Origin of the sequence: Nocardia amamiensis, from assembly GCF_015477605.1 — a bacterium.
GTDB classification, from domain to species: domain Bacteria; phylum Actinomycetota; class Actinomycetes; order Mycobacteriales; family Mycobacteriaceae; genus Nocardia; species Nocardia amamiensis_A.
This window is the reverse complement of the sequence record NZ_JADLQX010000019.1, coordinates 15,568-40,888: the sequence shown is the minus strand read 5'-3', so window position 1 is coordinate 40,888 and position 25,321 is coordinate 15,568. Positions and strand designations below refer to the sequence as shown.

The following is a 25,321-nucleotide window of genomic DNA, read 5'->3' as shown; positions in this document are numbered from 1 at the left end:
ACCGACCGCTCCCGTCAGCTCACGCGACGGCCACCAGGTTGCGGAGGCGCAACCATGGGTGCAGTTGCCCGAGCGCCAGGCGCGGGCGGGCCGTCGACTGGATCGAAATATCGTGTTTCGCCTCTCGGCTCGATGAGGTCAACCCGCACCGTGCGCATCGGAATGCTCACGTCCACCGCGGTCGCGCTGACCTGGTTGATCGCGAGATCGACCGCACGCCTGCGCGGACCGCCGGGCTCGCTGATGGTGACCGTCGTGTGCGCGCTGGACGCACGCGGCGGCAGGTGGTCGAAGACGGCGATCGTGGCGGGGGTGTCCGCTTCCGCACCGTTCTGCGCTCCCGGTGCTGCGTTCGGATCGGCCATCCGCATCGAGCGCGAGTCGCCGACCGCGGTGACGAGCTGACGCCAGCTGTCCGGTCGCGCCGAATGGATCTCCACATCCGCGCCGACCACCATCGCGCGCAGGATGATCTGCTGCGCGACCGGCAACACGGCATGCACGTCGATGGTGCGCCTGCGCGGGTTGTACCGGGCCGGGTCGAACAGCGGCAGCGCCAAGGTGTGCCTCGGCTGTCCGCTGATGGCACCGAGGATCTGGCCGTTCGGGCCGATCGCGATGGTCAACTCGGCGACCACGTCGTCGGGCGCGACATCGGAGCCGGACTCGAAGCCGCGCAGGGCGCGGACCGAGTCGCCGGTGGGCAAGGACGCCATCAGCGCCGTCGACTGATCGCCGCCGAGCAGGCGCAGGTATTCCGGCGGCGCGGTGGTCAGCGCCGGGCCGATGAACCGAACCAGTGCGCGCGGCCCTTCCCCATCGTCGGTCAGACTCACCACCAGCGTTGTGCGGCCGCGGTTCCAGGTCCAGCAGTCGTCCAGGCCGACGCCATCCAAGCGGGTCCAGTCGATCAGGAAGCTGGTCACGAACCGGCCCGGCACCGACGACTCCAGATGGCTCCAGGTCTCCCGCAGATCGGTGAGTTCGACACCGGCGTGCAGTAGGCGCGTCGCGTCCCGCAAGGCGTCGGCGGGCAGCGCGTGCGCGGCGACGCCGCGTTCGCGCAGCCGTCCCGCGATCCGGTGCGCGGCGCTGGCCAGCGCCTTGGGCGCGACTACCGAGCACGGGCCGCGCTTGCTCAGCGCGGCCAGGTTGCGTTCCTGATCGAGCCGGACCACCAGCCAGGTCAGCCGATCGCCGACCACCGGGTGGGAGCCGATCAGCTGGTCGTAGAGCATGCTGTAGCTGCCCGCGGAACGGACCCGCTGCCCGGTGGTGACGATGTCGATGTCGACCGAGATGCCGAACTGGTCCAGCATCGGATACAGCACATCGACCGGAATGGTGTCCTCGGTGTAGAGCGTCTGCTCCCCGATGACGGTGGGCAGGTCCAGGTTCGGCGCGAGCTGGATCATCGCGATCAGCGTGTTGCCCGCCTCGTTGATACCGCACACACCGGCCGCGACCTGTACATCGCGGATTGCGGCGAGCTGCGCTCGTTCCCGCGCCCGTGTGGCCCGGCCGGATCGGTATTCCACCCAGTCGAGCAGCCAGCGCGCGCCGGTGCGACCGTTCACCCGGACGGTCACCGTCGTGACCAGGACCGTGACGACCACCGCGCTGACCCACCACGGTGTCTTGGCCGACAGACCGACCAGCAGCGGGCTGCCGACCACGACGAAGGCCGCGAAAGGACCACGCTCGACGCCGCCGACCCGGACGCTCGGAAAGCTCACCGCCGCCTCCGCATCAGGGAGTTCGCGTGACTGCCCACGAGGCCGATCAGCAGGGCGATGACGATGACGACGGTCGCGATGACCGCGGGCAGCGGATCCTTGGGGCGCGGCGGGGCGGGCATGGGCAGTTCCGAAGACCGGAACAGGCCGGCGGGCTGCTTCGGCGGCGTCCGGTAGCTCAGCGCCGCCAGCGGGTCGATCATGCCTGCGCCCACCGCGTTATCGATGCCGCGAGCCGGAGCGTGCGCACTGGCCTGCAAACGGGCGGCGATCTCGGAAGGCGTCTCGTTGGGGAACCGCGACCGCAACAGGGCGGCGACCCCGCTGACGTAGGCCGCGGCGAACGACGCGCCGCCGACCGGAACCAGCTTGTCCGGTGAGCCGACGCCGTTGATCAGACCGCCGCCGCCGGGACCCAGCGACTCGATGCCGGTCCCCGGCGCCGCCACCGAAACCCACGGCCCGTTCAGCGAATCCTGCATCGGCGCGCCCGTCGCGGTGGTGAATCCGACGGTGAGCACATCGGCGCCGAACCACCCCGGCGTGGAGATCGTCTTCACGTCCCGCCAGTTGCGGGAATCGGCGGGCCGGGCCGGATCGATGTCGGGATTCTGCGAGCAACCGGCGCTGCCGGCGGTGTTGCCCGCTCCCGCGACGATGAGCGCCCCGCGGACGTGCACGGCGTGGCCGATAGCCGCCGAGAGCATGGACTGGTCGACCTGCGCGTCTGCGGGCACACAGATCGGCAGCGACACCGTGATCACTCCGGCGCCTTGGTTCGCCGCGCGGGTGATCGCTCGCGCCATGGTGCGCAGCTCGATCGAGAGTTGCAGGTTGGGATCGGAACTCGGTCGTTCCAGGCTGAACGCGCCGGAACGCGTGCGAATGGAGATGATCCGCGCGTCCGGGGCGACGCCGGCGAATCCGTCCGCGGGATCGGAGGCGGCGCCGATGATCCCGGCGACCAGGGTGCCGTGCGCGTCGCAGTCGGACAGGCCGTCACCACCCGCCGCGACGTAGTCGCCGCCGCCGACGAGGTTGGGCAGGCGCGGATGGGGAGTCACGCCCGTATCGATCACGGCGACGGTCACGCCCGCGCCGCGGCTCAGCGCGCGGGCGCGGCGCAGATCCAGCGCGAGTTCCGGTGGCGGAACGCGGGACACGTCGCTGTCCGGCAGCAGACCCGCGGCCAGACAGCCCTTGTCCTGTTTCGTCGGGAGTTCGGGTCCGGGCGGATCATCCGCGGGCGGCGAACCGACCACGACCTGCGGCGGTTCCAATGCGATGGCGGGCGCGGCCGGGACGGCCAGCAACACTCCGGCCAGAGCCGCCACAGCGGCGCTGCCGACCCTCATCAGATCCCTCGCATCGCGGTGTAGACGCCCATGATCCAGAAGGCGATCACCGGAACCATCAGGATGAGCGCGTACTCCACCAGGTCGATGACCCGCCGGGTCACCGGGGAAAGTCGCTTGCCGGGCAACCGGATCGCCGCGACACAGGCCGCGATGGCGGCGATGGCGAGCACCAATCCGACCACCAGACGCGCGACCGGCGTCTCATAAGCGCCGACCAAGACGAAGCCGACGCCGCACACGGTGACGGCGGAGCCGGTGATCAAGGCGATTGCTTGCACCCGGTCCGGATGCCAGCGCGAGCGCATCGCCAGCAAGCCCGCGATCGCGGCGGCCATGACGATCTCGCGAATACCGCCGGGGCTGACCGCGGCCGAGATCACGGCGGAGACCGCGAGCACCGTCGAGGTCGAGGCGATCAGCCCGCGCAGACTGGTCACCGCCAGCCGCGCACGGCTCTCGATGCCCACCTCGTTGCTCTGGCGCTGTCGCTCGCTGTCCTCGGTGTGTTCGTCTCCTTCACGCACCGTCTCGGCGTCGAAGATGTCGGTCAGCGTCGTCGGGGAGACCTCGTTGCCCGGGTCGGGCAGGTCCGGCGGCCGGATCCGCGCGATCACCACGGCGATTCGTGCCGCCACGGTCAGCAGCACGATGCCGACGAACACCGCGCCACCGGCCACCTGCCCCACGGACAGATCCAGGTACGTCAGCGGCAAGGCCGCGGCGGTCAGGGCGGCCCCGAGCACCGTCACCGCCATCAGCGTGGCGATGCCGAGTCCGCTCAACCGCATCATGGTGGCGGCGGCCACCGCGGCGACCACCGCTCCGGCCGCGAGGTTGGCCGCGGCGAAAGGTCCAGGCTGGCCGTAGGCGGGCGGCACCAACATCGCGCCGCCCGCGAAGAGCAGCGGCGTCGCCGACAGCGACAAGCCGAGGCAGACCTTGGCCGGAGCGTCGCGCCGGCGCGCGATCGCGGCGGCGGCCCAGCACAGCGCGCCCAGCAGCAAGGCGGGCAGCCCGCACCACGCGACCGAACCGGTCATGGTCCACGACCAGTACAGCATCGCGGCCACCGCCGACGTGCCGATGCCCAGCGCGGTGAGTCCGACGATCGTCGCGGTATTCGCGTCGAATTCGGCGAACTCACGCTCGTTGATCAAGGCGAGCGCGTCGGTGATGTCCTCGACCACCGGCGTGAACACCTCCGCCGACTCGACGACCGACAGCATCAACACGGTGCCGTCGGTGACGTCGTGGTCGGCGAGGCTGCGCCAGCGCGGCATCGGCGGCTCGCCGGGGCGGGCCAGGCTCCACTGGCCCTGCGGCGGGGTGAAGTCCACGCTCTCGTCATCGATCGCCGAGGCCAGCACCACGAGCAGATCGTCGATGAACGTCTCGATGGTGAACTTGGTCGGCACCACCACGTCGACCTGGTAGGAGGCGACCATCACGGCGATCCGGGCCCGTGCGACCTCCGCCGACGACTGCGTCGCGGCGGGCGCGGGCGCGACGGCAGTCGTCATCGCCACGCTCCGTGATCACCGGAGTTGTCCGCGCCACCGGCGAGGTATCCGGGGAATCCGTCGGACAGCCAGGCGGCCAGTTCCTCGAACGCGAGCAAGGTCTCCTTCTCCAGCAATCGAAGGTCGATCTCGCCGCCTTCGGCCAGGTGCGCGTCGTAGGGCAAGACGCAGGTCGGGCGCTGCGCGGTGGCGAACAGCTTCTCGATCGCGTCCACGTCGACAGTCGGTTTCAAGGGCTGGTGATGCACGATCCCGACGATCGACTTGGCGATCAGATGTTGCAGACCATGCGAGCTCAGCCAGTTCAGCGTGGCCACCGCGCCGGTCACGCCGCCGACGGTGGCCGGAGTCACCACTACGACGGCGTCACTGGTCTGCAGCACCGACGCGGTCGCCGAATCGAGCACACCGGTCCCGCAGTCGACCAGCAGCAGGTTGAAGTGACGGCGCAAAACCTCCACCGCCGTGCGGTACTCCCCTCCGGAGAGTGCTTCGGTTGCCTCGGTGGTCCACGGCGAGGCGATCACGGCGAGGTCGGCCGAGTTGATCGAGGTGAACGATTGCACCGCGGAGAACGCGTCCAGGTTCTGCGACTGCGCCAGATCACGCAAGGTCAGCCCGTATGGATGCCTGCTGGTGCGCGTCGCCAAGTCCCCGAAGTCGGGATTCGCGTCGATCGCGACCACCCGGTCCGGGCGCAGGCTGGCGAAAGTCGAGCCGAGCGTGGCCGCGGTGGTGGTGCGGCCGACGCCGCCCTTCACGCTCACCACCGCGATCTGATACGTCGTGGTCAGCTGGCGGCGAATGCGGTTGCGGCGGTCCTCGGCGCGCTGCTCGGCAGGCGAAAGCCCAAGGTTGAAGCCGACTTTGTTCAGCGCACCACGAACTCCGGACTGGGACCGCAGCTGCGCGCGCTTCGCGGCGGAGATGTCGGCGAGCAGCTCGATCGAGCTGAGCGCGGCGGGCAGCACCTCGATCCGCGGCGTCCCGTCATAGGCCGAGCGGTCGACGCGCTCGGGAACCCAGGACGTCGCCGATTCGGACGACCAATCCTGATTCGTGGACGCGGCTTCCTTCCGCGCCAGCGCCTGAGAAGGCGCGGCCGCCTGCTCGGCTTGGTACTGCTCGGCGGCCTGTTGCTGGACCGAATGTTGCTCGGCCGCCTGCTGTTGCCCCTCCGCCGGTGAGGCGGCGGCGTAGTCCCGCTGCGTATTCGCCTGCGGCGGTCGAACGCTTGCCTGCGGCGGCTGCGCACTGCCCTGTGGTGGCTGCGCACCGGCTTGCGGGGATCGAGGCTTCACCTGCGGCGTCGGCACACTCGCGCCGGGCGGCGGCGCACTCGCCGCGGGTGGCGAAGAGACCACGCCCTGCGAATGGTGGTCGGATTCCGCCTGCGGCTCGCGCGGCGCTCCGGCAATGGGGTCGACCTGACCGAACGCGTCGGACTCCTGGCGTGTTTCGGCGGCGGGCCCCGGCGCCACGGCCGCGTCGGCCAGCTCGCCGGTCGATGCGAAGAACGCGTCGTAGCCGCCGCGAGCCCGCGCGGCGTCGGCCGAATGACCGTTTCTGCTCGGTGCTCGGTTCATTTCCGTCGTCCTCTCCACAACCATGGTCCGACGTTCAGTTCAGTCTGCTGGTGTCGAACCAACTTCGGCCGGGCAGCAACTCGACCAGCGCCCCGATACCCGACCGCAAGGCCGCATCGTCGCCAGGGGCGAACGTGGACCATACCTCTCCATCCATGGCCCTGCTCGGGGTGACGATCAACCGCCCCGAAAGCGTGTCGAGCACACTCACGCACGCCTCGGTCTGGATGGAGCCGCCGTCCCGATGCTCGACCATCACGATCTCGGCGCGACGGACCACCTCGTCCAGCGCCCGGGTCAGCGCGGCGGCGGTCTGCGGCTGGGCGCCCAGCTCCAGCAACGCTTGTCGCCGTTCGTCCGGTTCGGACGGCACCTCATCGAGTTGCTCGACTGTGGTCGTCATAGGCGTGAACCGAAGAATCTGCGCGGGGCCGAGCGCGGCGGCCAGCGCAGCCGTCACGTGATCCAGGTTCTGCCCGTCCTGGAACATCGTCTGAATGACCACATTGTCGTCGCAGCGCACGGCCAGCACATGGGTGTCGCCGCTGCGCACCAGTGAAAACCGCAGTATCCCTTGCGGTTCACCGTCCAGCCCGGTGGTGAGAACAACGGCCACCACTTCCATATCCGGCCGGTAGAGGCACTGCAGCCAGTGCTCGACCGTCGGATCCACCCTATCGCCATCGATGATGCCCGCCTCGGCGAGCTCCTGTGCTACCACAGCATGCACCCGCCTTTGATCCTCGAGCCGGTAGACATTGGGCAACAGCGCGAGCACCGCGGGATAGGAATCGATGCCCACCATGTCTTGCAACAAAAGGGCGGCATCGACATTCAGTTCGACCGAGACAGGATCAGCTTCCACACCTTCACCGAATACAGATCGAGGCCGTCGAACGCACCGGGGCAAGGTGCGGCACTGGTCTTCGAGTCCTTGGCTTTGTCCGGACGGACAAGGGTAAGGGCCTCCTCTCCATCGACTGGAACTCGGCAACGGTGTAGCTCACCGCGCGCGTTCCGGGTCGGCGACCGCCGGCTCATCGGCGGCCACTCCGATGACACCGACCAGCAGCAACTGTTCGATTTCCGACTCTTCGTGTTCCTCTCGGCGTTCGGGGTCGGCGTACTCGATGACGCCGATGACCGGGGGCTGCTCCAATACAGGAACTTCCTGAGGTTCACCGGGCACGAACACTTTCGACTTCTCGCGGTCCTCGTCGCGCCTGCGCCGCCGCATCTGCGCCTTCGGGGCGGTCGCTCCACGAGGCGGAGTGTTGCGCGAGGCCGGCCCGGCGGCAGTCGGATTCGACGTGGCGCCGAAGGCGGTGCCGCGGCCGAGCGACCAGTTGGACGGCATCCGGAACCCGCTCGATGCGCCGGGCATGGCACCGAGCCCGCCGCGGGCCATGTTGAGCGCGACCATACTGCCGACTCCGCCGTTCAGCCCGGCAAGGGTGGTCGAATTCAGCGATGGCTCCGAGAAACCCTGCGGCTCCATCGAACCGGTATCGGAACCATCCAGCGACGGGTTGGCGAGAGAATCGGACGGAGACGACGACGTGGAATCCACCGGCGCCTGCTCCACCGGTTGTGTGGGGTCCGGTGTCGTCGGGTCAGTGGGATCGGGGGGCGGCTTGCCCGGATCAGTGCCCGGATCGGTGCCCGGATCACCGGGCTTGTCACCGCTTCCGGTGCGGTCGCCCGGATCGACGATCGAACGGTTACCGGTCTCTTCGGAGAAGTGCTTGGTGACCGGATTCTCGAACGACGTACCCGGCGGTGTCGCCTCTGGACCGCCACCGAAGACGATCGGCGATGGCACTTCCGGCTCCGGCAACGTCGCCAGCGCAGCGTGCGCCGCGCCATCGTAGGCGGACATGACCGCCGCCGCGGTGAACCTGATCGCCTGATACTCGATCGCGAGGGCCACGGCCGCCCCAGCCGCGAGCGGAGCCAGCTTCGTCGTGCTGACCGCGGCCACCGCAGCCTTCTTCGCGTAGTGAGTGATCAGCCACGCTTCCACTCCCAGCATGGCAGCGAGCGCCGTGGAGTACGCGACCTGCGCTCCCCGCGCGGCGTGTGCCGCCTGTTCGGCCACAGCGGCCTGTCTGTGCAACCAGTCCGCATGCTGACGGAACGCTGCCTGGGCCTGCTCGGACGACGGTCCTTGCCACTCGTACCCCATCGCGTTCATCGAGGCATCGGTTCCGCTGGCAGTGGTCGCCAACGCGGCGGCCAATGACGTGTAGGCGTCTGCGGCAATCTCCAGCGCAACCGCGCCAGGACCGGTTTTCAACCGGTAAATATTCTCTTCCGGCGACTTCGCGGCGAACGCGAACGGCGAAGATGGCATGACATCAGCCTTCGCTCGAACTGACTTCGACTACTTGCCGAATTCCGAACCGTGGGCGAGAACGCGGCTGCTGCCTGCGCCGTCTTCCCCGGAGTAGGAGACCTCTACCGCCGGCAGGTGCGGCGCCGCTTCGGCGCGGTACACCGCTCCCTGTACCGTCTTGTCGTAGAGTTTGACCGCGAAATCCAAGAAACCTTCGGTGATGTCGCGACTCACGTCATCGATCCCAGGCGGCAGCGGAACGCTGGCCGGAGCCGTGACACCCATCGCGGCGATCATGTCGGCGGTCTCGCCACTCAGTTGCGCACCGATGGTGGTGATTTGCCCAGGATTATTGATGGCGAAGAACATGAAAAGCTCCTAAGGAGGGACGCCGAGCTCGCCTCGAGCGGTGCAATCAGAACGTTATGTTATTCCCACTGTTGGGAAGTGCGCTGGCGCCGCGGTCATCGGTGTGAACCGCAGCATGCGGTGCGGTTCGGCGTCCCGTGCTCAGGACCTTGGCAACCGATTCCATGTCCGGTCGGTACAGGCAGCGCAGCCGGTGTTCGACCGTCAGATGCACGCTCTCGCCACCGATGATGCCCACCTCGGTGCGCCCTCATGCTACGACAGCGTCCACCCGTTCCCGATCCCCGAGGCGGTAGACCGGAGTATCGGAATCGATGCCGACCGTGTGCCGTAACAGCAGGGCGGCATCGACATCCAGATCGATAGCTATGGGATCAGTTTCCACGCTCGCCGACCACATCGTCATCCGATGCAGTCCGTCCGCATCGCGATGCGAACCCGATGCGGACGTGGACTGCACCGTGAGCTAGATGTTGATAGCCAGGAACCTCCCGCCCTGAGCCTTGTCGGTGTTGTGCATGTCGCCGCCCGCACCGGCCACCGTCCGGACCACCTTCTGCAGACGACCGAGGGCCTCGTTGTACTGGTCCAGCTTGCTCATCAGGAGATTGATCTGCTGTTCCCAGGCCTGCTTGGCGTCACCAGTGAAGGAAGCCCGGAGTGCGGCGTCCATCCCTCGCAAGTCACCGTTGTTGGCCATGATGCTGCTGACAATGTTGTTGAATGTCAGCGAGTTTGTGTCTACGGCAGCGTAGTCGTACTTCATATTACCGGCCATGATCCTCTACCTTTCTCGAGCCAGCTTCCACCGAACAGTCGCGCTGACTGTCACCACAGGGTGTTGACCTTGCCCACCGCTTGTTGCGTTCCATCGACATTGACCGTGCCGGTTTGCGTCATGTCGCCGGAAACACTGCTGGTACCGTCCGCACCGAGCGCAGAGGCACCGTGTTCAGCAGCGGCAGCCATGATCTGGGCCCTGATCTCCTCGTCGGAGATCCCGATCCGGTTCGCACCGTCGGTCAGTTCTTGCAGAATCTGCTGCAGGGACGTGGAAAGCGCCTTTCCTTTCTCCCATGCCGAATACATGGCTGCCTGAATCGCCTGACCGCCACCAGGGCTCGTGACTGCGGTCTGCAATTCGTCCTGCACGGCGACGAGGGCCTTCAGGTATCCCTCGTGTTCGCCTTGGATACCCATCCCCTTCTGGGCGCACGGGATCAAGTGCGCCGGGTCGGCATTAAGGCCTTCCATCTGCCTGTTCCTTTCCCTAATGAATTACACTCGGCCTCGGTGCGCATCACCGGGGACGTATTCGCGAGCTGCTGGGTCGTCGAGACGATCCGAATCATCGTCATCGATGCGCGCGAACGCACCGACCAGCAGCGACCTTTCTTCGACGGACTCTTCCGTGCTTTCACCGTCGCCGTATTCGATGACGCCGACGACCCGAGGCACTTCCGAGCGCCGGCGCCTCCCGCGGTTCACCAGGCCAGACCGCCCCACGCGACGGCGTACTACGTGGCTTGTGCCGTCCATCGAAGGATCCGACGGCTGCCCCTCCCACAGCCCTGCAGTGCTCGTCGAGCTGTCCATTCCACCGGCACCGGCGGCCACTGCGGCGGAGCGGGCCTCGCACGCCTTCTCGGTACCGTCCATCTGGGACCGGTCCGCACCGACGGACAGCCCGGCGATGCCCTCCGCCGGAGTCAGCGCGACAAATGCGAACGGAATAGACGGCATGACATCAGCCTTCGCTCAGGCTCTCTCGAGATGCCGAGTTGCGTGCCGATATGGGAACCATGCTCGGGAATGATCGCGAACCATGGGTGACTCCTTACGAGGTCGTGCCGACTCGTCTCGAGCGGTACAGAAAGAACGCTAAGCCATTCTCAATCTTGGGAATGGCTTACGTACCGCACATCTCGCCGCAGCAGCCAATCGGCTCGATTCAGGAATCAGCTGGAGCCCAGGCGGATTGGACGAGATCCTTGCGGGAGCGCATCGGCTCGACAAAGATGCCGCGGCCGACCGGCTGCTTCATGGGCTTCACGTCACCGATGAGCATGCCGTCGAGTTTGGAGCCGTCCATGATCAGTCCGGACGAGTTGAGGTTCTTGATCTGGCCCAGCACGCTGTCGTACATCGCCGAATCGGCCTGGGCGATATTGCGGGCGACGATGATATGCAAGCCGATGTCACGACCGTCGACGATGACGTCCTTCAACGGTTCCAACGGGTTCATCAGCATGCCGCGCTGCGCGACCATGTGGTAGTCGTCGATGACCACGAAGATCTCCGGGCCGCTCCACCAGGAACGCTCCTTGAGCTGTTGTGAGGTCACCCCGTCCGGTGGGCGCCTGCTGCGCATCTTCTCCACGAACGGCGGCAGCCCCTCGAGCAGATCCCGCTCGCTGGTCAAGTAACCGATCATCTGGCCATCGGGAATGGCATCCATGTGCTGGCGCCGATAGTCGACCAGGAGCACGCGAGCTTCGTCCATGGTGAACTGCCTGCGGATCGACTGCAGAAAAGAGCCGAGCACCGTGGATTTGCCGCAGCCGGGCGCACCCACGACGATCAGATGCGCCGAGACACCGAAATCTGCTACGGCAGGCCGCAGATCCGACTCGCGTACTCCGAACGGAACTCTGAGACGTTCGGCCAAGCTGGTCGGCGCCGGGTGGCCTGCGAAGATCTCGTCCAAGGTGATCTGCGATGGCAGCAGCCTCACCTCCGGCGCCTTGCGGCCCTGCAGCGATCGGGTCAGGTGGTCGATCGCGGCCGCCAGACCCGCGCCCGCCGATTCGGCATCGCCCACTCCGTCGATCCGCGGCAACGCGGTCAGCATGTGCAGCCCCTCGGCGGAGATGCACCGACCCGGGCGATCGGGCGGAATGGCCGCGACCACAGCTCGATTCGCGGTGAACACGGTGTCGGTGAGATCGCCGAGGCGCAGTTCCATCCGGGTCTGCAGCAGATCCTTGATCGCCGGGCGAATCGCGGCCCAGCGTGAACTGCTGATCACCAGGTGAATGCCGTAATTGAGCCCCTGCAGTGCCAACGACTCCATGACCGGCATGTACTCGTCGTAGTACGGGCCGGTGACGGCGAATCCGATGTCCCAGCCGTCGACCACGAGAAACACGTCCCCGTGCTGATCCCCACGGGCTGTGAGTTCCGCCGATTCCCGCGGCGAGCTGCGCCGCCGCCGGAACTCCCGCATGGTGTCGATGCCGAGTTCGGCGAACAACGCCTGCCGTCGTGCGATGAGGTTCGTGATGAGTGCGAAGGTCCGCCGAATGCGGTCGCCTTCGCGAGTCGGGGCTACCGCACCGACGTGCGGCAGGTTGCGCAGACCGGACAGACCGCCGGAGAAGTCGAGGCAGTAGAACTGCACCTGTTCCGGAGTGTGCGTGAGAGCCGCCGACAGGATCAACGTCTGCAGCGCGGTCGATTTGCCCGACTGCGGCCCGCCGACCACGGCCACATGACCGCCCGCGGCGGACAGATCCACCGACCACACATCCTGGCGTTGCTGACGCGGCTTGTCCACGATCGCCAGCGGAAGCCGCAGCGTCCCTTGCGGAACCGAGCCGGCGAGCTGGTCGAGGGTGGCCGGTGTGCCCAGCGGCGGCAGCCACATCTTGTGGGCGGGCCTGCCGTGACCGGCGAATTGCTGGAGTACGGTTTCCATGATGGTCACCGGCTCGCCATCCGCGGCAGGTGCCTGCGCGGCCGGCGCGGGCGCGGCGACCGTCGCAGGACGCACGTCGGTGATGTGCGCAGCCGTGAATCGCTGCGGCGGGCGATAGCTGCCTCCTGCACGGCGCACGCGCTGGGCGGCTGCCACGGAGTTCTGCACGGGCGCGGTGTAGGGGGCGCCGACATACGCGGCTTGAAACCGCTGCAAGTCACCGGATCCGACACGCAGATATCCGGCTCCCGGCTTCTTCGGCAGGTGGTAGGCGTCGGCAGTGCCGATCGCGTCACGCGAATCGCTGGTCTGGTTGGTGCGCAACGCGACCCGATACGACAGGTGCGCCTCGAGTTCACCCATGCGGTTGGCGGGCACCTTCTGCGAGGCCAGCAACAGGTGAATGCGCAGCGATCGGCCGAGGCGGCCGATGGCGACGAACAGTTTGGAGAAGCCCGGGTGCTGCTCGAGCAGTTCGGCGAACTCGTCGAGGATGATCAGCAGCGTGGGCAGCGGGGGAAGGTCCGCACCCTGCTCGCGAGCTCGTTCGTAGTCCGCCACACTGGCGAAGTTGCCCGCGTCGCGCAGAATACGCTGCCTGCGGGCCATTTCACCGTTGATCACGTCCTCCATGCGGGTGACGAGATCGGCTTCCTCCTCCATGTTGGTCACGACAGCCGTCACATGGGAGAGGCGGTCGAAGCCGAGGAAGGTGGCGCCGCCCTTGAAGTCGACCAACAACAGGTTCAGGACATCCGGGGAATGCGTGGCGATCGCCGAAAGCACCAGGGTGCGAAGGAACTCCGACTTGCCCGAACCGGTGGCGCCGATGCACATACCATGCGGGCCCATGCCCTCTTCGGCGGATTCCTTGATGTCGAGATAGACCACACCACCCGCCGGGTCGTGGCCGAACGGAATATTCAACCGCGACCGGTCCGCGTCCCGTCGCCGGGGCCACTGCAGGTCGATGCGGACAGCGCCCGGATCGGGCAGCGCGACCATTTCCTCCCACGACGTGCCGCCGCTGGCCTGTTCGGCGGCCACCGCCTCCACCACCGTGGACAGCCGGTACGGCGAGAGGTGGCGCGCGATGGCCGTGATCGCAGGCACCGACAGCGTGTCGGCGACCCCGACGCGGCGCAGACCGCGCGGTGTCACCTCGTTCAGCGACCGGTCCTCGGTCACGGTGAACCGGAGTGCGCGGGGCAGGTTCTGTTCCGTGGCGCCCAGCCGCAACCAGGTGCAGCCGTCGATGCCGGAGATATCGCGGTCGGTGGCCGGTCCGCCGACGTCCACGATCAGCAGGTAATGCGTACGGTCCAAGGTGGGCTGCGAATTCGCCGAGAAAGGACCGCGGTTCAACCCGGCGAGCACCTTGGTGCGCAGCTCCGCGACGGTGCGGTAGACCATTCGGCTGGAACCGACCGCGTCGGTGTCGCTCGGATGCTGGGTGTGCGGCAGCCATTTCAGCCAGGACCATTCCGGCGCGTCCGGATTCGTCAGCACCGCAGCGACCGCCACCTGGTCCGGTCCGTGCAGCACCGCGACCTCGGCGATCATCGCGCGGATCAGCCCGGCCACCAGCTGCGCGTCGCCGTCGACGCCGACCTGCGGCGCCGACAGCAGATTGATCGCGACCGGCATGCCGCCGACCGTGGAATACGCCTTGGCGAACCGGGTCAGCTCGACGACGCCGACCGGGTCCAGATCCGAGGTGGGTGCGGCCTCCGGGACGATGACGCGGACTTGATTGGCGATGCGCCCACGGCCGACCCGCACGCGCAGGAACTGCGGACTGGCGACCTGCACCTCCCACATGCGCTTGCCGCCGATCAACCGGGCGATCTCGTCCGGCCCGGGGTGGGTGTAGCGCAGAAACGCGTATAGCTCGGCTTCCGCACCGTGCACCGTCTTGCGGTTGTCGGTGATGCTACGCAAGTAGTCCTTGCGTTCCTCGTTGAGACTCGCCGCGCCGCCGGAACCATTGCCCGCGAACGAACCGCCCATCATGCCGAACATCGACACCAGCATCATGGCCGGGAACATCAGCATCATCGGGTTCATGGCACCGCCGCCGCGGAACATCATGACCATCATCCCGGCCATGGCCGCCACCATCACCACAGGCATGATCATGCGCAGACGTGACGGCGGAACCGGCTTGGGCAACTCGGTCGGGGGCTGCAGCCGCAATTCGGTCACGGCGGGCGCTTTGGGACCGCGCACCATCCGGGCGGGTCGAACGAATCTGCGCGTACTGGTCACTACGAACCACCCAGCCCGGCGACGATCTTGTTGCCCGGAATACCGTCGTGCTGAATGCGAGCCTCTTTCTGGGACAAAGCCGGACCGACCGCGAACAGCGAGATGATGCTCCACGGGGCCGGGACCGGCGTCCGGAACCCGAGTGCGGAGAGTGTGGGGTCGTTGGCGCCGCCGTTCGGATCGGTGATCACGCCGTAACGAACGCCGCTGTCGGAAACCCAGTACAGCGACTCCCGCAATGGCGATCCCGGTTCGGACCCGGTCACCTGCACGAAACGGCCGGTGTCCCGGGGTAGATAGGCGGCGTCGGCGGTGGATCCGCGCGAGGCGGCCGAGGTCACCAGATCGACCGCACGGCCCTGCTCCTCCTTGGTCAGTGGCAACTGCCTGCCGACCAGTAGCTCGGTGGCCGCGTTCGGGTCGTTTCCGGCGCGTGACCAGCGGTAGCAAGTCACGCCCGAGCGTTCCGGATCGACCAGGCGAATGGGGCGGGCCGGGTAGGTCGCCGTGCCCGGCCACTGACCTGGGCGCAGGTTGGCCGCGATCACGTCCGGGCCGACTGCGCGAGTGGAGACCGAGCCTTGGGAGTCCGCGTTGCGGACCATCGCCGCCAGCACCGCGGTCACCCGGACCAGACCTGATTGCGAGACAAGGTAATAGGCGGCGCCCTGATCCGGCGTCGACACGGTCAGCACCGACCCGACCGGCGTGGTGAATCCGGAGTTCAAGGTGACGGCCTCCCCCTTACCGGGCACGTCGGGCACCCGCAGCGGCGGTACTTCGGGGATCGCGTTGACCAAGCCCTTGGACGCGGCCATCACCGGCGCGGTCGAATCGATGCCGAGCGCCATCGCGACCGCGGTGTTCGCGAGATCGATCGAGGCGCGCACTACGCCTTTCTCGGCGTCGCCGTACACCAGCCAGGTAGTGCTGTCATCGCGCAGCAACCGGGCCTCGCCATCGCCGAGCGGGCGGATGGCGTCACCGTCCACGGTGAGGGGACCGCCGATCGCGGTGGTCCGGACCGCGGAGCGGCTCACCGTCGGCAGACCGGTCGCGGGATTGACCGGCGCCGCGGCGCCGGTTCTCGCCGTGTCGCACACCGTCCAGATCGAATCTCTTTCGTCGGTGTCGACGATGCTGCCGGGCGCGCCTGGAATGCCGACCCACGGCCCCCGCGGGTATTTCGACAACTCGTCCCGGGAGACCTGCACCGGACTGTCGGGACTACCGACAATCAAGCGGGCCGAGGTCAGGTTCAGCGCCGGAAACAACCGATTGCCCAGTCGCACGAACAGTGCGCCGGTGTCCTTCTCGGCCACGATATTCGAGTCGCCCACCTTCTTCGCGGGTTTGAAGAAGGCCAGCACGGCGGCGCCCGCGATGATCACGCAGGCCAGCGCGATGCCGATGGTCAGCGCGGTGGAACGGCCGCGCTGCGGGTCGTCGATCATCGAGGCATCCCGGCGGACCAGCGCGTGTTCGATCCGCCGAAGCAGAAAACGCCAACCAGATATCTGGTGCTTGGTCACAACCCGGAAGCGCGCCACCGGTTTTCATTCCTTCCGCCGACCTGCCGTCACACCCTAACGGCCGGTAACAACCCGAAATACGACCTCTATCCCCAACCGTGGGAATGTCGGATCCGGCGCACGCCCGTCAGCCGCCGACTCTCGATTCGGCGCCGGTCGCCGAGCCCCGACCGGCGCTAGTCGACGCATCACACCCGCGAGCTCGGCGCCAAACCCTCCAGCGCCGCGGTGACGTCGAACGCATCAATCGTCATGAGTTCTTCGTCGGTCATCGAAGCGATGTCGGCGTTGTCTCTGGTGAAGCGGTAGTCGCGCTCGGCTTCGGCGGCCTCGACCACATTGCGCACGAAACGCCCGTTGCCGGCCAGGTCGATGAGCCGCCTGCCGTTCTTGGTCTGTCCCGCCAATTCCTCGCAGCGCAAGCGCAGCACCTCCCGCGCCTGCTCGGAGAGGATCGAATCCTTCTTCTGCGCGATATGTTCGGCGATCTGCACCAGTTCATCGGCGTCGTAGCTGGAGAACCGGATGCGTTTGGTGAAGCGCGAGGCGAGACCGTCATTGGACGCGAGGAACCGGTCGATCTGGTCCTCGTACCCCGCGATGATAACGACGAGTTTGTCCCGGTCGTTCTCCATCCTGGCCAGCAGAGTGTCGACCGCTTCCTTACCGAACGCGTCGCCGCCGGAAAGGCCTTCCTGGATCAGCGTGTACGCCTCGTCGATGAACAGCACGCCGCCCAGCGCCGAATCGATCAGCGCGTTGGTCTTCGGCGCCGTGTGGCCCAGATGCGTGCCGACCATGTCGTTGCGGGACACCTCGATCACGTCGGCGTTCTCGACGACGCCCAAGCCGGCGAAGATCTTGGCGATCACCCGCGCGATGGTGGTCTTGCCGGTGCCGGGCGGGCCGGAGAAGATCAGATGTTGCGAACGCGAATCCACCGCGAGCCCGCGCTTGGCGCGGACCTGGTCCATCAGCACGCCGGACTTGAGCCGGTCGACCTGCTCCTTGACCGAGTCCATGCCGATCTGCGCTTGCAGCAGGTCCGAAGCCTCCGCGAGCAGGCTTTCCCGTTCGGCGCGCGCCGCGCTGGCGGCCGCCTCGCGTGGGTCGTCACCCGTTGTCGGGTCCCACTTGTTCGTCCGGGAGGCGATGAGCTCGGCAGTGGCGACCTCGAAGCGGTAGGACTTGTCCCGCACGGCGCGCTGCCATTCGTCGCGCTCGGGCCACAACGCGGAGCCCTGCAAGCCCTTGAGGATTTTGTCGGCGGCGTCGTGATCGCCGTTGTGCCGCATCAGCATGCCGAGCAGGAAGTGCGCGTCGGCCCAGATGTAGGAGAGATTGCCCGAGGAGCTGTCCTCCACGATCCGCTGTGCGCGCGGCAGGGCCTCACCGAAGCGGCCCAGGTGGGCCAGCGACTGGGCGGCCATCAGTTCGGCGGCGATGTCCAGCAGACCGTCCTCCAGCACCGGCCGCGCGTTGCGCAACGCGAGGACGTCCGGCCACTGCTTGGTACGGAAGAACAGCGACATCCGCACGAAGTCCGCGACGTCGTCGCTGGGGACCTCGTCGAGAATGGCCGCGGCTTCTTGCCATTCACCGCCTTCGGCGTACGAACACGCCTGTGCGATGGCGATCTGGTCACGGTCGGCCATCGCGACGCGCAACCCGTACATCCCTATCTCGACCTGGCACCACAGAGCGCGGTCGACCAGACCCGCCCGTTGCTGGTCACGATAGAGGTTGTGCACCGAACGGTAGGCGCCGTAGATCACCTCCGAGGTGACCTCCCCGGCCATCGCGCGCCCCAACCAGGCATCGCACATGTCCGGATCGAGGTCGGTGGCAGCCCGGAACGCCGCCGCCGCATGCTGTTCGTTGCGCACACCACCCGGGACCAACGCAAGATTCTGAACACCCGTGTAGAACGCGTCCTCGGCCGCTGACACTCGGACTTCCCTTCCGCCGATTTTGCCTGATCGAACGATAGATTCCGGCGGTAACGCACGGGTCTCCAACCCTTCCCAAATATGGGAAGTTTCGCAGCTGTCCCGGTTGCATCCGCACGCCGACCACCATAGGCGTCATGCCAATTTTGAACGTGCCATCAAATAGCGGTATGTTCGCTCCGGGTCGGCAATCATCCGCCTGCAGACGGCCCCTTCGGCGGCGGCTGGCAAGCCGCGATCCGGCCCTCCAGCCGCCGCGCAGCAGGCCACAGTCGCTCTTCGAAATTTCTTGCCGTTATTTAAGTGCACACTATTGAACGTTCCGCCAGAAGAGGGTACTGTCTGAACACAGATCGTCAGTCCCTCATCCTGACGATCTGAACCCAAGAAGCAACGGCCGGTGGCACCGGCAGGCCACCGGCCGTTGTGGGGGTACAAGATCCGAGACGGGTCGAACCCACGCAACCGGTGCTGCGTCTACGTTTACCACCACCGCCACCTCGTCTTATCTACCCATTCCCGTTGCTGGGAATGGGTTTTCGTCGTTGCGGCAACGAAGTGGGTATGTGTCGATCAGGCGCGCGTGCCCGGAGGATCCGCGCGATCGGGCGCCGGTGCTGTCACGCGGGGTGGCGGCGAACTCGCTTCGGATGAAGCGACGCGGTCGGCCTTGTCTACGTCAGCCCGGTTCTCCCGCAGCATCCGCAGCGAGGGCCTGGTGCCGGACGAAGCGGCCACCACGGCCGGTACGTCCCTGGTCCGGCGCGACTTACTCCATGGAGTGACCATGGGTGTGCGTGCCTTCGAGGGTTTGTCGGCCGAGCGTGCCGGAGTGGGCGGCGCTTTCGGTGTCGACGGCAGCTGTCCGGGACGTCCCCACGGCGTGGCCGCCGCGCCTGGAGCTTGCCGGGCACCGAGCGGACCTCCCTCGGTGGGATTGCCGACAACGGGCGGATGACTGGCGGCAAGCGCCTGATCGGACATCGAACTCGGACGGGCCGACTCTGGTTCGAACACCGAGCGCGCCGGTTCGGCCAGCCCCGCATCGCGGAAGTCCGCCACCTCAGGGTGCGACACGTCCAGTTGGTGCGTCGAAAGCCTCTCCGCCGCAGGCGACTCCAGGGTGGGTGCCGCACCGGCAACCGACGGCTTCATCGCGGGGTCGAGCCCGGATTCACCACGTTCCACTCCCCCCGCCGGTGGTGCCGGCCGGTCTCCGGTGTCCGCCCGTGCACCCGGGTTGTCTCCGGAAACGCTTCGATCGGACGGCTGTTCAATGGTTCCGGGCGCGTCCATGGCAGCCCGGGTCGCGCGGGGCGCATTACCGGTTTCGGGCTGCCCCTGGCTACTCCACTGCGCCGGCGCGGTAGCGCTCGGTCGCGACTCGAACGGTTCCCGCAGCGGACGAGCGGACTCGTCCGGGGTCGCAGTGGGGCCGGTCGGCGAGATCCCGCCCGGCGCAATGCTATCGGCCACGTCATCGAAGCGCGCCGGTGTTGTGAAGTCCAGTGTCGACACGTTATCCGCGAAGGTCGCGGCGTGCTGCATGATGTCGTCGGCGTGATCGTCGAGCAGCTTGGCGAAGCGGTGCACCTCGTCGGGTTCGATGCGCAGGGGCTTCGGCTCATTCGACGGCGCGGGCACGCCGAGCGCGTGCCGGGTAGCGTCGTACACGATGCCCTTGATCATGTCATCGATGGCCTGCTCGAGCGGTTCGATGGCCCTGCCGATGACCTCGGCGGCGATGTAGCCGATCAGGCACTCCTGCATCTGATGGCAGATCCTGCGCGCCGCGGCCGCGACCAGAGGCGCGGACGGTGCCAGCGGCGGCGTCACCATGATCGAGGTGTAAGCCACTGCCAGCGCGGCGAGTTCGGCCAGCACGGCGACTTTCACCACGGTGATCACCGTGGCGGCCGCGTAGAGCGCCTGCTCCACGACCTTGCAGGCGTCCTCGAGCCGATCCATGTGCGTAGAACTCATGCGGGCCCAGCTGGCGACCAGTTGGTCATAGGATTCGCCCGAGTAGACCGCACCCATATCGCCGATCACGCCGGTCGCCGAGTCGTGCGTATCGCGCACCTGCGCGGCGAAGGTGCGCACATGCCTGGCGAGGGCGCGCACGTCGTCCTCGTTGATGTCCGGATACGGGATTCCGCACAGGTTGAGGAAGAACGCGACCTCATGGGGCAGGTCTATGGCCACGGCCGGTTCCCCTCCACGATCACCGGCTCACAGGACTCGGACGACGACGGCCTCGCTGGGCATGCGGGACCACTTCACCGTCGAGCCCGTGTAAGGCGCCTCGATGACCATGCCGTTGCCTGCCGCCAGCTGGACATGCTCGGGTCCTCTGGCGCTGAACGACCCGGCGGGGAACACCAGGTCGCCGGGCCGCACCTCGGCGGGATGCACCCGGACCCCGCTGTAGATCTGCTCGTATGTGGTGCGGGGCAACACCACTTCGCCGCCGCTGGCCTGGGCGATCGCGTACTGGGTCAGGCCCGAGCAGTCGAATCCGCCGCCGCTGGGTCCACCCGCGCCGCCCCCGCCCCAGACATACGGCGTGCCGAGCCAGTCACTCGCGGCGCGTACCGCGTTGCTGCCCGTCGTCCCGTCCGTGGGAACCATACTGCGCCGCCGCAGCCGCGAGTCCGATCTCGACCTGCTACGCGTTCGCCGCCGCCTGCGCGACGACGGCCCGTGCCGCGCCTGGCGCGTCTGCGGAACGGCAGGTGGCATGATCTTCGCGGCCTGCTGCTGTACGGCCGCGATATCGGCATTGACCTGTTTGGTGGCATTGGCGATGGTGGTGTGCGCGGCATCGAGGAGCGCGGGACCACTGAAACGCGTATCGGCGACCGAAGCGATCGCCTGCGCCCGTGTTTGGAAATCCGCGATCTGATTTCCCAGACGTCCCCGGCCATGGACCGTTCCGTCGCCCGACTCGCCGACGGCCTTGCTGACAATGCTGTCCTTGCCCGCATGCGATTCCGCCGCCGACATCTGCATGCCCAGCGCATCGCCGTAGCGCAGCGCCACCGCGCCGGAATGGGCACGCATATCAGCGGCGAGATTTTGACTCACGACCGCCGACTGGCCCGCGGGTTGGCCGTCCCCATACAGCGCGAGCAGCGATCGGAGTACTCCGTCCAGGTCGTTCGTCAGTCCCGGTGCCATTCGACCGACTCACCATCGCTCATCACCGACCGCCTCTCGCAATTCTGACCAACCATTGTGTCGCCCATACCGATTCCGCCGTATTCCCATTCATGGTGGGGTTCTTGAAACTATGCACTCCTTCCCAATCTCGGGAAGCCGAGACAATGAGTGAGGACTTCTGAGAGGCGGTGGCGAGGGCATGGCACCAACGGCGGCGGAAACCAAAGCCGACAAGGCGGCAACGCTGGCGTCCACTCCATTGGCGAGCATCGCCGCCGAGGCCAAACACTTCTGGCTGGTGGATCTGCATTACCCACCTGGCGCCTCGGAGGGCCTGCGCGCCTTCATCGCACTGGCGGACACCGCGATTCAAACCGCCGTCGACCTGCTCGGCCGTGGCATGACCACGCCACCGCCGAAAGTGGACGATTTGCTCGAGCCCGCGTTCTACGAAACCCTCGGTAAAGGCAAGGCCGACGAGGCATACCGGAAAACCATCGACAAGGTCGAGGCCAGGCAGCTGCAGTTGCTGCAAATGGACAACAAGGTGATCAAGTCCTCGGTCACGGTAGCCGCCGAACAGGTGCAGGCCCTGCGTTCGATCAAGAACATCGTTGCCGAGCTCAACGCGAAGTTGAAGGGCGCGGGCAACGCCAAACTCAAGCCCTCCCAAGAGCTGCCCTTGCTGAAGGCCGTCGCCGCCGCCGTGGATGCGGTGTACGACAAGGTCACCGCGATCGCCGACCTCAATGAGGAGGTGGCCAACGGGGGGAAGGGCTCCGGCGGGGGCCAGACCGGTGGTGGTGGCGGTGGCGGGGGTGCTCCCAGCGGCGGCGGGGGCGGTGGTGGTGACGGCGGACTGTCTTCGCTGCTCCCGATGCTCATGATGCCGCTGATGGCGGTGGCGCCGCTGGCCGCGCAGATACCGGAAATGCTGCAGAAGGCCGAAGCGGACAAGGCCGAGAAAGCGGAGAAAGCCGAGCAGAGCCAGAAGGGCGCCACACCTGCGCCGCCCGGCGATCAGAACGCGCCCGCGCCGGCGACGCCGCCGCCGGGCGATCCGAACGCACCCGCGCCCGCCCCGGCCGGCGATCCCAACGCGGCACCGGCCGCGAACGCTTCGGGCGATCCGAATGTGGTCCCGGCCGCGGCTACTATGCCGCCCGGCCAAGTGCAGGCGCGGCGGGCTCGGAATGTGCCGCCGAACGGACAGCCGGGCCAAGAACAGCCCGCGACAGAGGACGAAGCGGTGCCGGAACAGAGCCCCGTCATCGAGGCGTAGCCGGTCGGGAAGATCGGCTGGCGCGCAAGAGCATTCGCGCTGCGGCGCGGTCGGTGCCCAACGGTGGGGCACCTACCGCAGAGGAAAGCCGTCCAGCTCCGCACCGGTCGGTAATCCTGGATGCGCCGTTCGTCGTCTACTCGCTGCGCGGCGTGTTATGCGGTCCTTGGGGGTTACCGGCCGCGATCCACGGCCCGTCCACGGCGGGTTCGCCACCTTCCCGGATTCTCCAGCTCCACGTCGAGAACGTGCCGCCACCGTCGTAGGTCCTCAGGACAGGGTCGTCACCATGACGAGCGGAGTTGCCGCCCGGACGGATCCGGGATTCCGAGCGGCATCCGTCCGATAGGCGGTGCACTTCAAGTGCGTTCTCCGACGTTCATGATCGGGGCGCCCGCCACTCGGCTGGCGGCTGGGGCCGACACGGTGCTGTGACCCCAGCCGATCACCGATGGTTCGTCACCGGCCCGCCCTCAGGGTCGGGCCCGGATCAGCGCTGCCACCACATCGCGAACTCGTGGTTCTCGCGCTCACGACCGCTCCGGAGGCGCGACCGGGGGTGGTGTCGACGGCGCGACCACCGCGGTACGCGGCGGCCCCCCAACGACATCCGGTGCGGTGACAGACGGGACTGTCGGCCGAGCGACGCGCTCGGGCTGGACGGCGGTGGACACCGGCGCCGGAGTCGAGACGAACTGTGGATGCTGCGTGATCTGTTCGTGCGCGTACACCGCGTCGCGCAGCGTCTGCCTGCTCGACTCGTCCGCGAGCAACAGCACCAGCTCGTTGCACCTGCGCTCGAAGACCATGCTGCGCAAGGGCGAAACCCCGGCGTCCACCCGCAGCTGCCCGATCTCTACCCGGCCGACGTCGACCCGCTGTCCGAGCATCGATGCCGCCAGCAGATCGTCGGCGTCGCGTAGTTCGTTCCACAGTTCGGACGACACCGGTTTGCCCGCCTGCAGCGCGGCGAGAATGCGTTCCCGCACCTGCCGTGACGCGGCGGCCTCGGCGGGAACCGGTCCGGATCGCCCGACCTGCGCGTGCGCGTCGGCGGCGAGTTCCATACAGCGGGATCGGACCTGCGCGTCCGGGACCGCCGACACGTGTTCGAGGCCCGCGATCGAGCCGGCCAAGCCGAGCCGATCGGCCGTGTCCGGTGTGAACTCACGCAGATCGACGTCGTAGGACGGACCGACGAGTCCCTCCATCGCCGCGTCACCGAATCGGGAACGCAGGCCGGGGTCGATCGGCCCGGACGACACCAGCGCCGACAATTGCGCGTTCGCCTTGGCGCCCCAGGCCAGCCCGAATTCGGCCAGCACCCGGGCGGGGTCGGTCACGCCCTCCCACGGCGATCCGCTGCCGTCTCCCTCGGTCAGCAACTCGTCCCAGTTCCACGGGGTGGAGACTTCCCGCGGCAGGAACAGGCCCGCGGGCAACCAGCCACGGCCTTCGTTCGAGGTGATGAATACGCCGGCTCCGCCTGGACCTCGCAGCACCGCAACCGCCCAGGCCATGCCCACCGGGGAGTCCACTGCCGCCAGCACGCTGCCGAGCAGGGTCTTCGCCAGCACCAAGTCGTCGTTCACCTGCCCGCCGACCACATACGCCGGTTCGGCCTCCTTGTCCTTCGCCGCGGCCACCGCCGCGCCGAACGGAGTCGCGACCGGCAGCGGCATGGGCGGCAGGTCCGGCCGACCGGTCGCACCGCTGGGTGGCTGCGCCGATCCTCGGTCGTCCGGCGAGGAGTAGAGGGGCCCGGCACCAGGCGGCAGGCCGGCCCCGGTCGGCGCCGTCACGCCGGTGCTCGCCGGCGCGGCCGACGTCGACGTCGGCGTCGCGCCGGTGGCGTTGGGTGCGCTGCCGGAGGGCTCGGTTGCCGCCGTGACCGGACTGGACGGTGCAGCCGTGGTCGACGGCGTCGACCCATTCGACTCGGCAGGCGTACTGCCGAGGGGGTTGTTCTGGGTGCCGTCGGGGCCGACTGCGGTCGGACCACCCGGAGGCCCCCCGGGCGGCGGGGTGAACGGTGGCGTCGACCCGCTCGTATCCGGCGAATCTGGAGACGTCCCACCGGGAACCGTCGGCAACGACGGGCCGGCCAGGTCACCGGCTTGCCGGATCTGCGAACCGAAGTCCTGATCGGCGTGCTCGTATGCCTCCGCGGACGCCAGCAGCGAATCGCGCGTACGCTCATGCTCGCCGGCCAGCGCCTCGCCGGCGCGCTGCCGGGCGTCGTAGTATTTCTCCAGCGCCTCGTAGACCGGGAAGGCGATCTTGCCGTAGGTGGGCAGGAAGTTCGCGAGCCATTCCGTCGGCGGTTTGGCCCACTCCCGGGTATCGCGCGCGACCTGGTCGTGTTGACTGGCCAGCTGACGCAATACCGCAGGGTCTATTTCCATGCGGCTATCCGGCATGCTCGATCAGATCCTTTCCCACCACCGACCTCCCTATTGTCGATTCTTCCCACGACTGGGGAGCCGGGCAGTGCACCGATCCTCGTCGGATACCTCTATTAGTTTGA

General features: G+C 67.5%; 17 protein-coding genes. 1 reads left to right on the top strand and 16 read right to left on the bottom strand.

Annotation, left to right across the window (positions count from 1 at the left end):
• Positions 1 to 14: 14 nt before the first annotated feature.
• The 15 genes from eccE to IU459_RS23840 all read right to left on the bottom strand — a co-directional run bounded on the left by eccE (position 15) and on the right by IU459_RS23840 (position 21,530).
• On the bottom strand, positions 15 to 1,736 hold the full coding sequence (gene eccE, locus IU459_RS23905) for a type VII secretion protein EccE (protein ID WP_195131810.1): 1,722 nt from the start codon (positions 1,734 to 1,736) through the stop codon (positions 15 to 17).
• Positions 1,733 to 3,091, bottom strand: a complete 1,359-nt coding sequence (mycP, locus tag IU459_RS23900; protein ID WP_195131809.1) for a type VII secretion-associated serine protease mycosin — start codon at positions 3,089 to 3,091, stop codon at positions 1,733 to 1,735. The genes eccE and mycP overlap by 4 nt, the downstream gene beginning before the upstream one ends.
• Positions 3,091 to 4,614 (bottom strand): type VII secretion integral membrane protein EccD, encoded by a 1,524-nt coding sequence (eccD, locus tag IU459_RS23895; protein WP_195131808.1) that lies wholly within the window; start codon positions 4,612 to 4,614, stop codon positions 3,091 to 3,093. Before eccD ends, mycP begins: the two co-directional genes overlap by 1 nt.
• Positions 4,611 to 6,200, bottom strand: a complete 1,590-nt coding sequence (locus IU459_RS23890; protein ID WP_228838412.1) for a MinD/ParA family ATP-binding protein — start codon at positions 6,198 to 6,200, stop codon at positions 4,611 to 4,613. Before IU459_RS23890 ends, eccD begins: the two co-directional genes overlap by 4 nt.
• Before the next feature lie 34 nt (positions 6,201 to 6,234).
• Positions 6,235 to 7,065 carry an ESX secretion-associated protein EspG gene (locus IU459_RS23885; RefSeq protein WP_195131807.1) on the bottom strand — a complete coding sequence of 277 codons (831 nt, stop codon included), beginning with the start codon at positions 7,063 to 7,065 and terminating at the stop codon, positions 6,235 to 6,237.
• Between the two features lie 138 nt (positions 7,066 to 7,203).
• Positions 7,204 to 8,553: a PPE domain-containing protein gene (locus IU459_RS23880; RefSeq protein ID WP_195131806.1), complete on the bottom strand. Its 1,350-nt coding sequence runs from the start codon at positions 8,551 to 8,553 to the stop codon at positions 7,204 to 7,206.
• Positions 8,554 to 8,583: 30 nt separating this feature from the next.
• Positions 8,584 to 8,904: a PE domain-containing protein gene (locus IU459_RS23875; protein WP_195131805.1), complete on the bottom strand. Its 321-nt coding sequence runs from the start codon at positions 8,902 to 8,904 to the stop codon at positions 8,584 to 8,586.
• A 250-nt stretch (positions 8,905 to 9,154) separates the two neighbouring features.
• The gene (locus IU459_RS39400) at positions 9,155 to 9,289 is read right to left on the bottom strand and encodes a hypothetical protein (protein WP_267469869.1); all 135 of its coding nucleotides are present in this window, start codon (positions 9,287 to 9,289) and stop codon (positions 9,155 to 9,157) included.
• Positions 9,290 to 9,370: 81 nt separating this feature from the next.
• Positions 9,371 to 9,682 (bottom strand): WXG100 family type VII secretion target, encoded by a 312-nt coding sequence (locus IU459_RS23870; RefSeq protein ID WP_228838411.1) that lies wholly within the window; start codon positions 9,680 to 9,682, stop codon positions 9,371 to 9,373.
• A gap of 50 nt (positions 9,683 to 9,732) precedes the next feature.
• Positions 9,733 to 10,158 carry a hypothetical protein gene (locus tag IU459_RS23865; RefSeq protein ID WP_195131803.1) on the bottom strand — a complete coding sequence of 142 codons (426 nt, stop codon included), beginning with the start codon at positions 10,156 to 10,158 and terminating at the stop codon, positions 9,733 to 9,735.
• A 697-nt stretch (positions 10,159 to 10,855) separates the two neighbouring features.
• Positions 10,856 to 14,806 (bottom strand): type VII secretion protein EccCa, encoded by a 3,951-nt coding sequence (eccCa, locus tag IU459_RS23860; protein WP_324199006.1) that lies wholly within the window; start codon positions 14,804 to 14,806, stop codon positions 10,856 to 10,858.
• 62 nt (positions 14,807 to 14,868) lie between these two features.
• Entirely contained in the window at positions 14,869 to 16,419 is a 1,551-nt protein-coding gene (eccB, locus tag IU459_RS23855; RefSeq protein WP_195131801.1) for a type VII secretion protein EccB, read from the bottom strand.
• 170 nt (positions 16,420 to 16,589) lie between these two features.
• Entirely contained in the window at positions 16,590 to 18,350 is a 1,761-nt protein-coding gene (gene eccA, locus IU459_RS23850) for a type VII secretion AAA-ATPase EccA (protein WP_195131800.1), read from the bottom strand.
• Positions 18,351 to 18,923: 573 nt separating this feature from the next.
• Complete coding sequence (locus IU459_RS23845; protein ID WP_195131799.1) at positions 18,924 to 20,555, bottom strand: WXG100 family type VII secretion target; 1,632 nt, start codon at positions 20,553 to 20,555, stop codon at positions 18,924 to 18,926.
• Positions 20,556 to 20,582: 27 nt separating this feature from the next.
• Complete coding sequence (locus IU459_RS23840) at positions 20,583 to 21,530, bottom strand: C40 family peptidase (protein WP_195131798.1); 948 nt, start codon at positions 21,528 to 21,530, stop codon at positions 20,583 to 20,585.
• Between the two features lie 181 nt (positions 21,531 to 21,711).
• Between IU459_RS23840 and IU459_RS23835 the strand changes: the two genes are divergently transcribed.
• Positions 21,712 to 22,794, top strand: coding sequence for a hypothetical protein (locus IU459_RS23835; protein WP_195131797.1), 1,083 nt, complete (start codon positions 21,712 to 21,714; stop codon positions 22,792 to 22,794).
• A gap of 530 nt (positions 22,795 to 23,324) precedes the next feature.
• Here IU459_RS23835 and IU459_RS23830 read toward each other — a convergent pair.
• Positions 23,325 to 25,199: a type VII secretion target gene (locus tag IU459_RS23830; RefSeq protein ID WP_228838409.1), complete on the bottom strand. Its 1,875-nt coding sequence runs from the start codon at positions 25,197 to 25,199 to the stop codon at positions 23,325 to 23,327.
• Positions 25,200 to 25,321 lie beyond the last annotated feature (122 nt).

Excerpts from the sequence above, each read along its gene's own strand:
- mycP (WP_195131809.1), bottom strand. The coding sequence starts at position 3,091 with ATGAGGGTCGGCAGCGCCGCTGTGGCGGCTCTGGCCGGAGTGTTGCTG.
- eccD (WP_195131808.1), bottom strand. The coding sequence starts at position 4,614 with ATGACGACTGCCGTCGCGCCCGCGCCCGCCGCGACGCAGTCGTCGGCG.
- IU459_RS23890 (WP_228838412.1), bottom strand. The coding sequence starts at position 6,200 with ATGAACCGAGCACCGAGCAGAAACGGTCATTCGGCCGACGCCGCGCGG.
- IU459_RS23880 (WP_195131806.1), bottom strand. The coding sequence starts at position 8,553 with ATGCCATCTTCGCCGTTCGCGTTCGCCGCGAAGTCGCCGGAAGAGAAT.
- IU459_RS23875 (WP_195131805.1), bottom strand. The coding sequence starts at position 8,904 with ATGTTCTTCGCCATCAATAATCCTGGGCAAATCACCACCATCGGTGCG.
- IU459_RS23870 (WP_228838411.1), bottom strand. The coding sequence starts at position 9,682 with ATGGCCGGTAATATGAAGTACGACTACGCTGCCGTAGACACAAACTCG.
- IU459_RS23865 (WP_195131803.1), bottom strand. The coding sequence starts at position 10,158 with ATGGAAGGCCTTAATGCCGACCCGGCGCACTTGATCCCGTGCGCCCAG.
- IU459_RS23840 (WP_195131798.1), bottom strand. The coding sequence starts at position 21,530 with ATGGCACCGGGACTGACGAACGACCTGGACGGAGTACTCCGATCGCTG.
- IU459_RS23835 (WP_195131797.1), top strand. The coding sequence starts at position 21,712 with ATGGCACCAACGGCGGCGGAAACCAAAGCCGACAAGGCGGCAACGCTG.
- IU459_RS23830 (WP_228838409.1), bottom strand. The coding sequence starts at position 25,199 with ATGGAAATAGACCCTGCGGTATTGCGTCAGCTGGCCAGTCAACACGAC.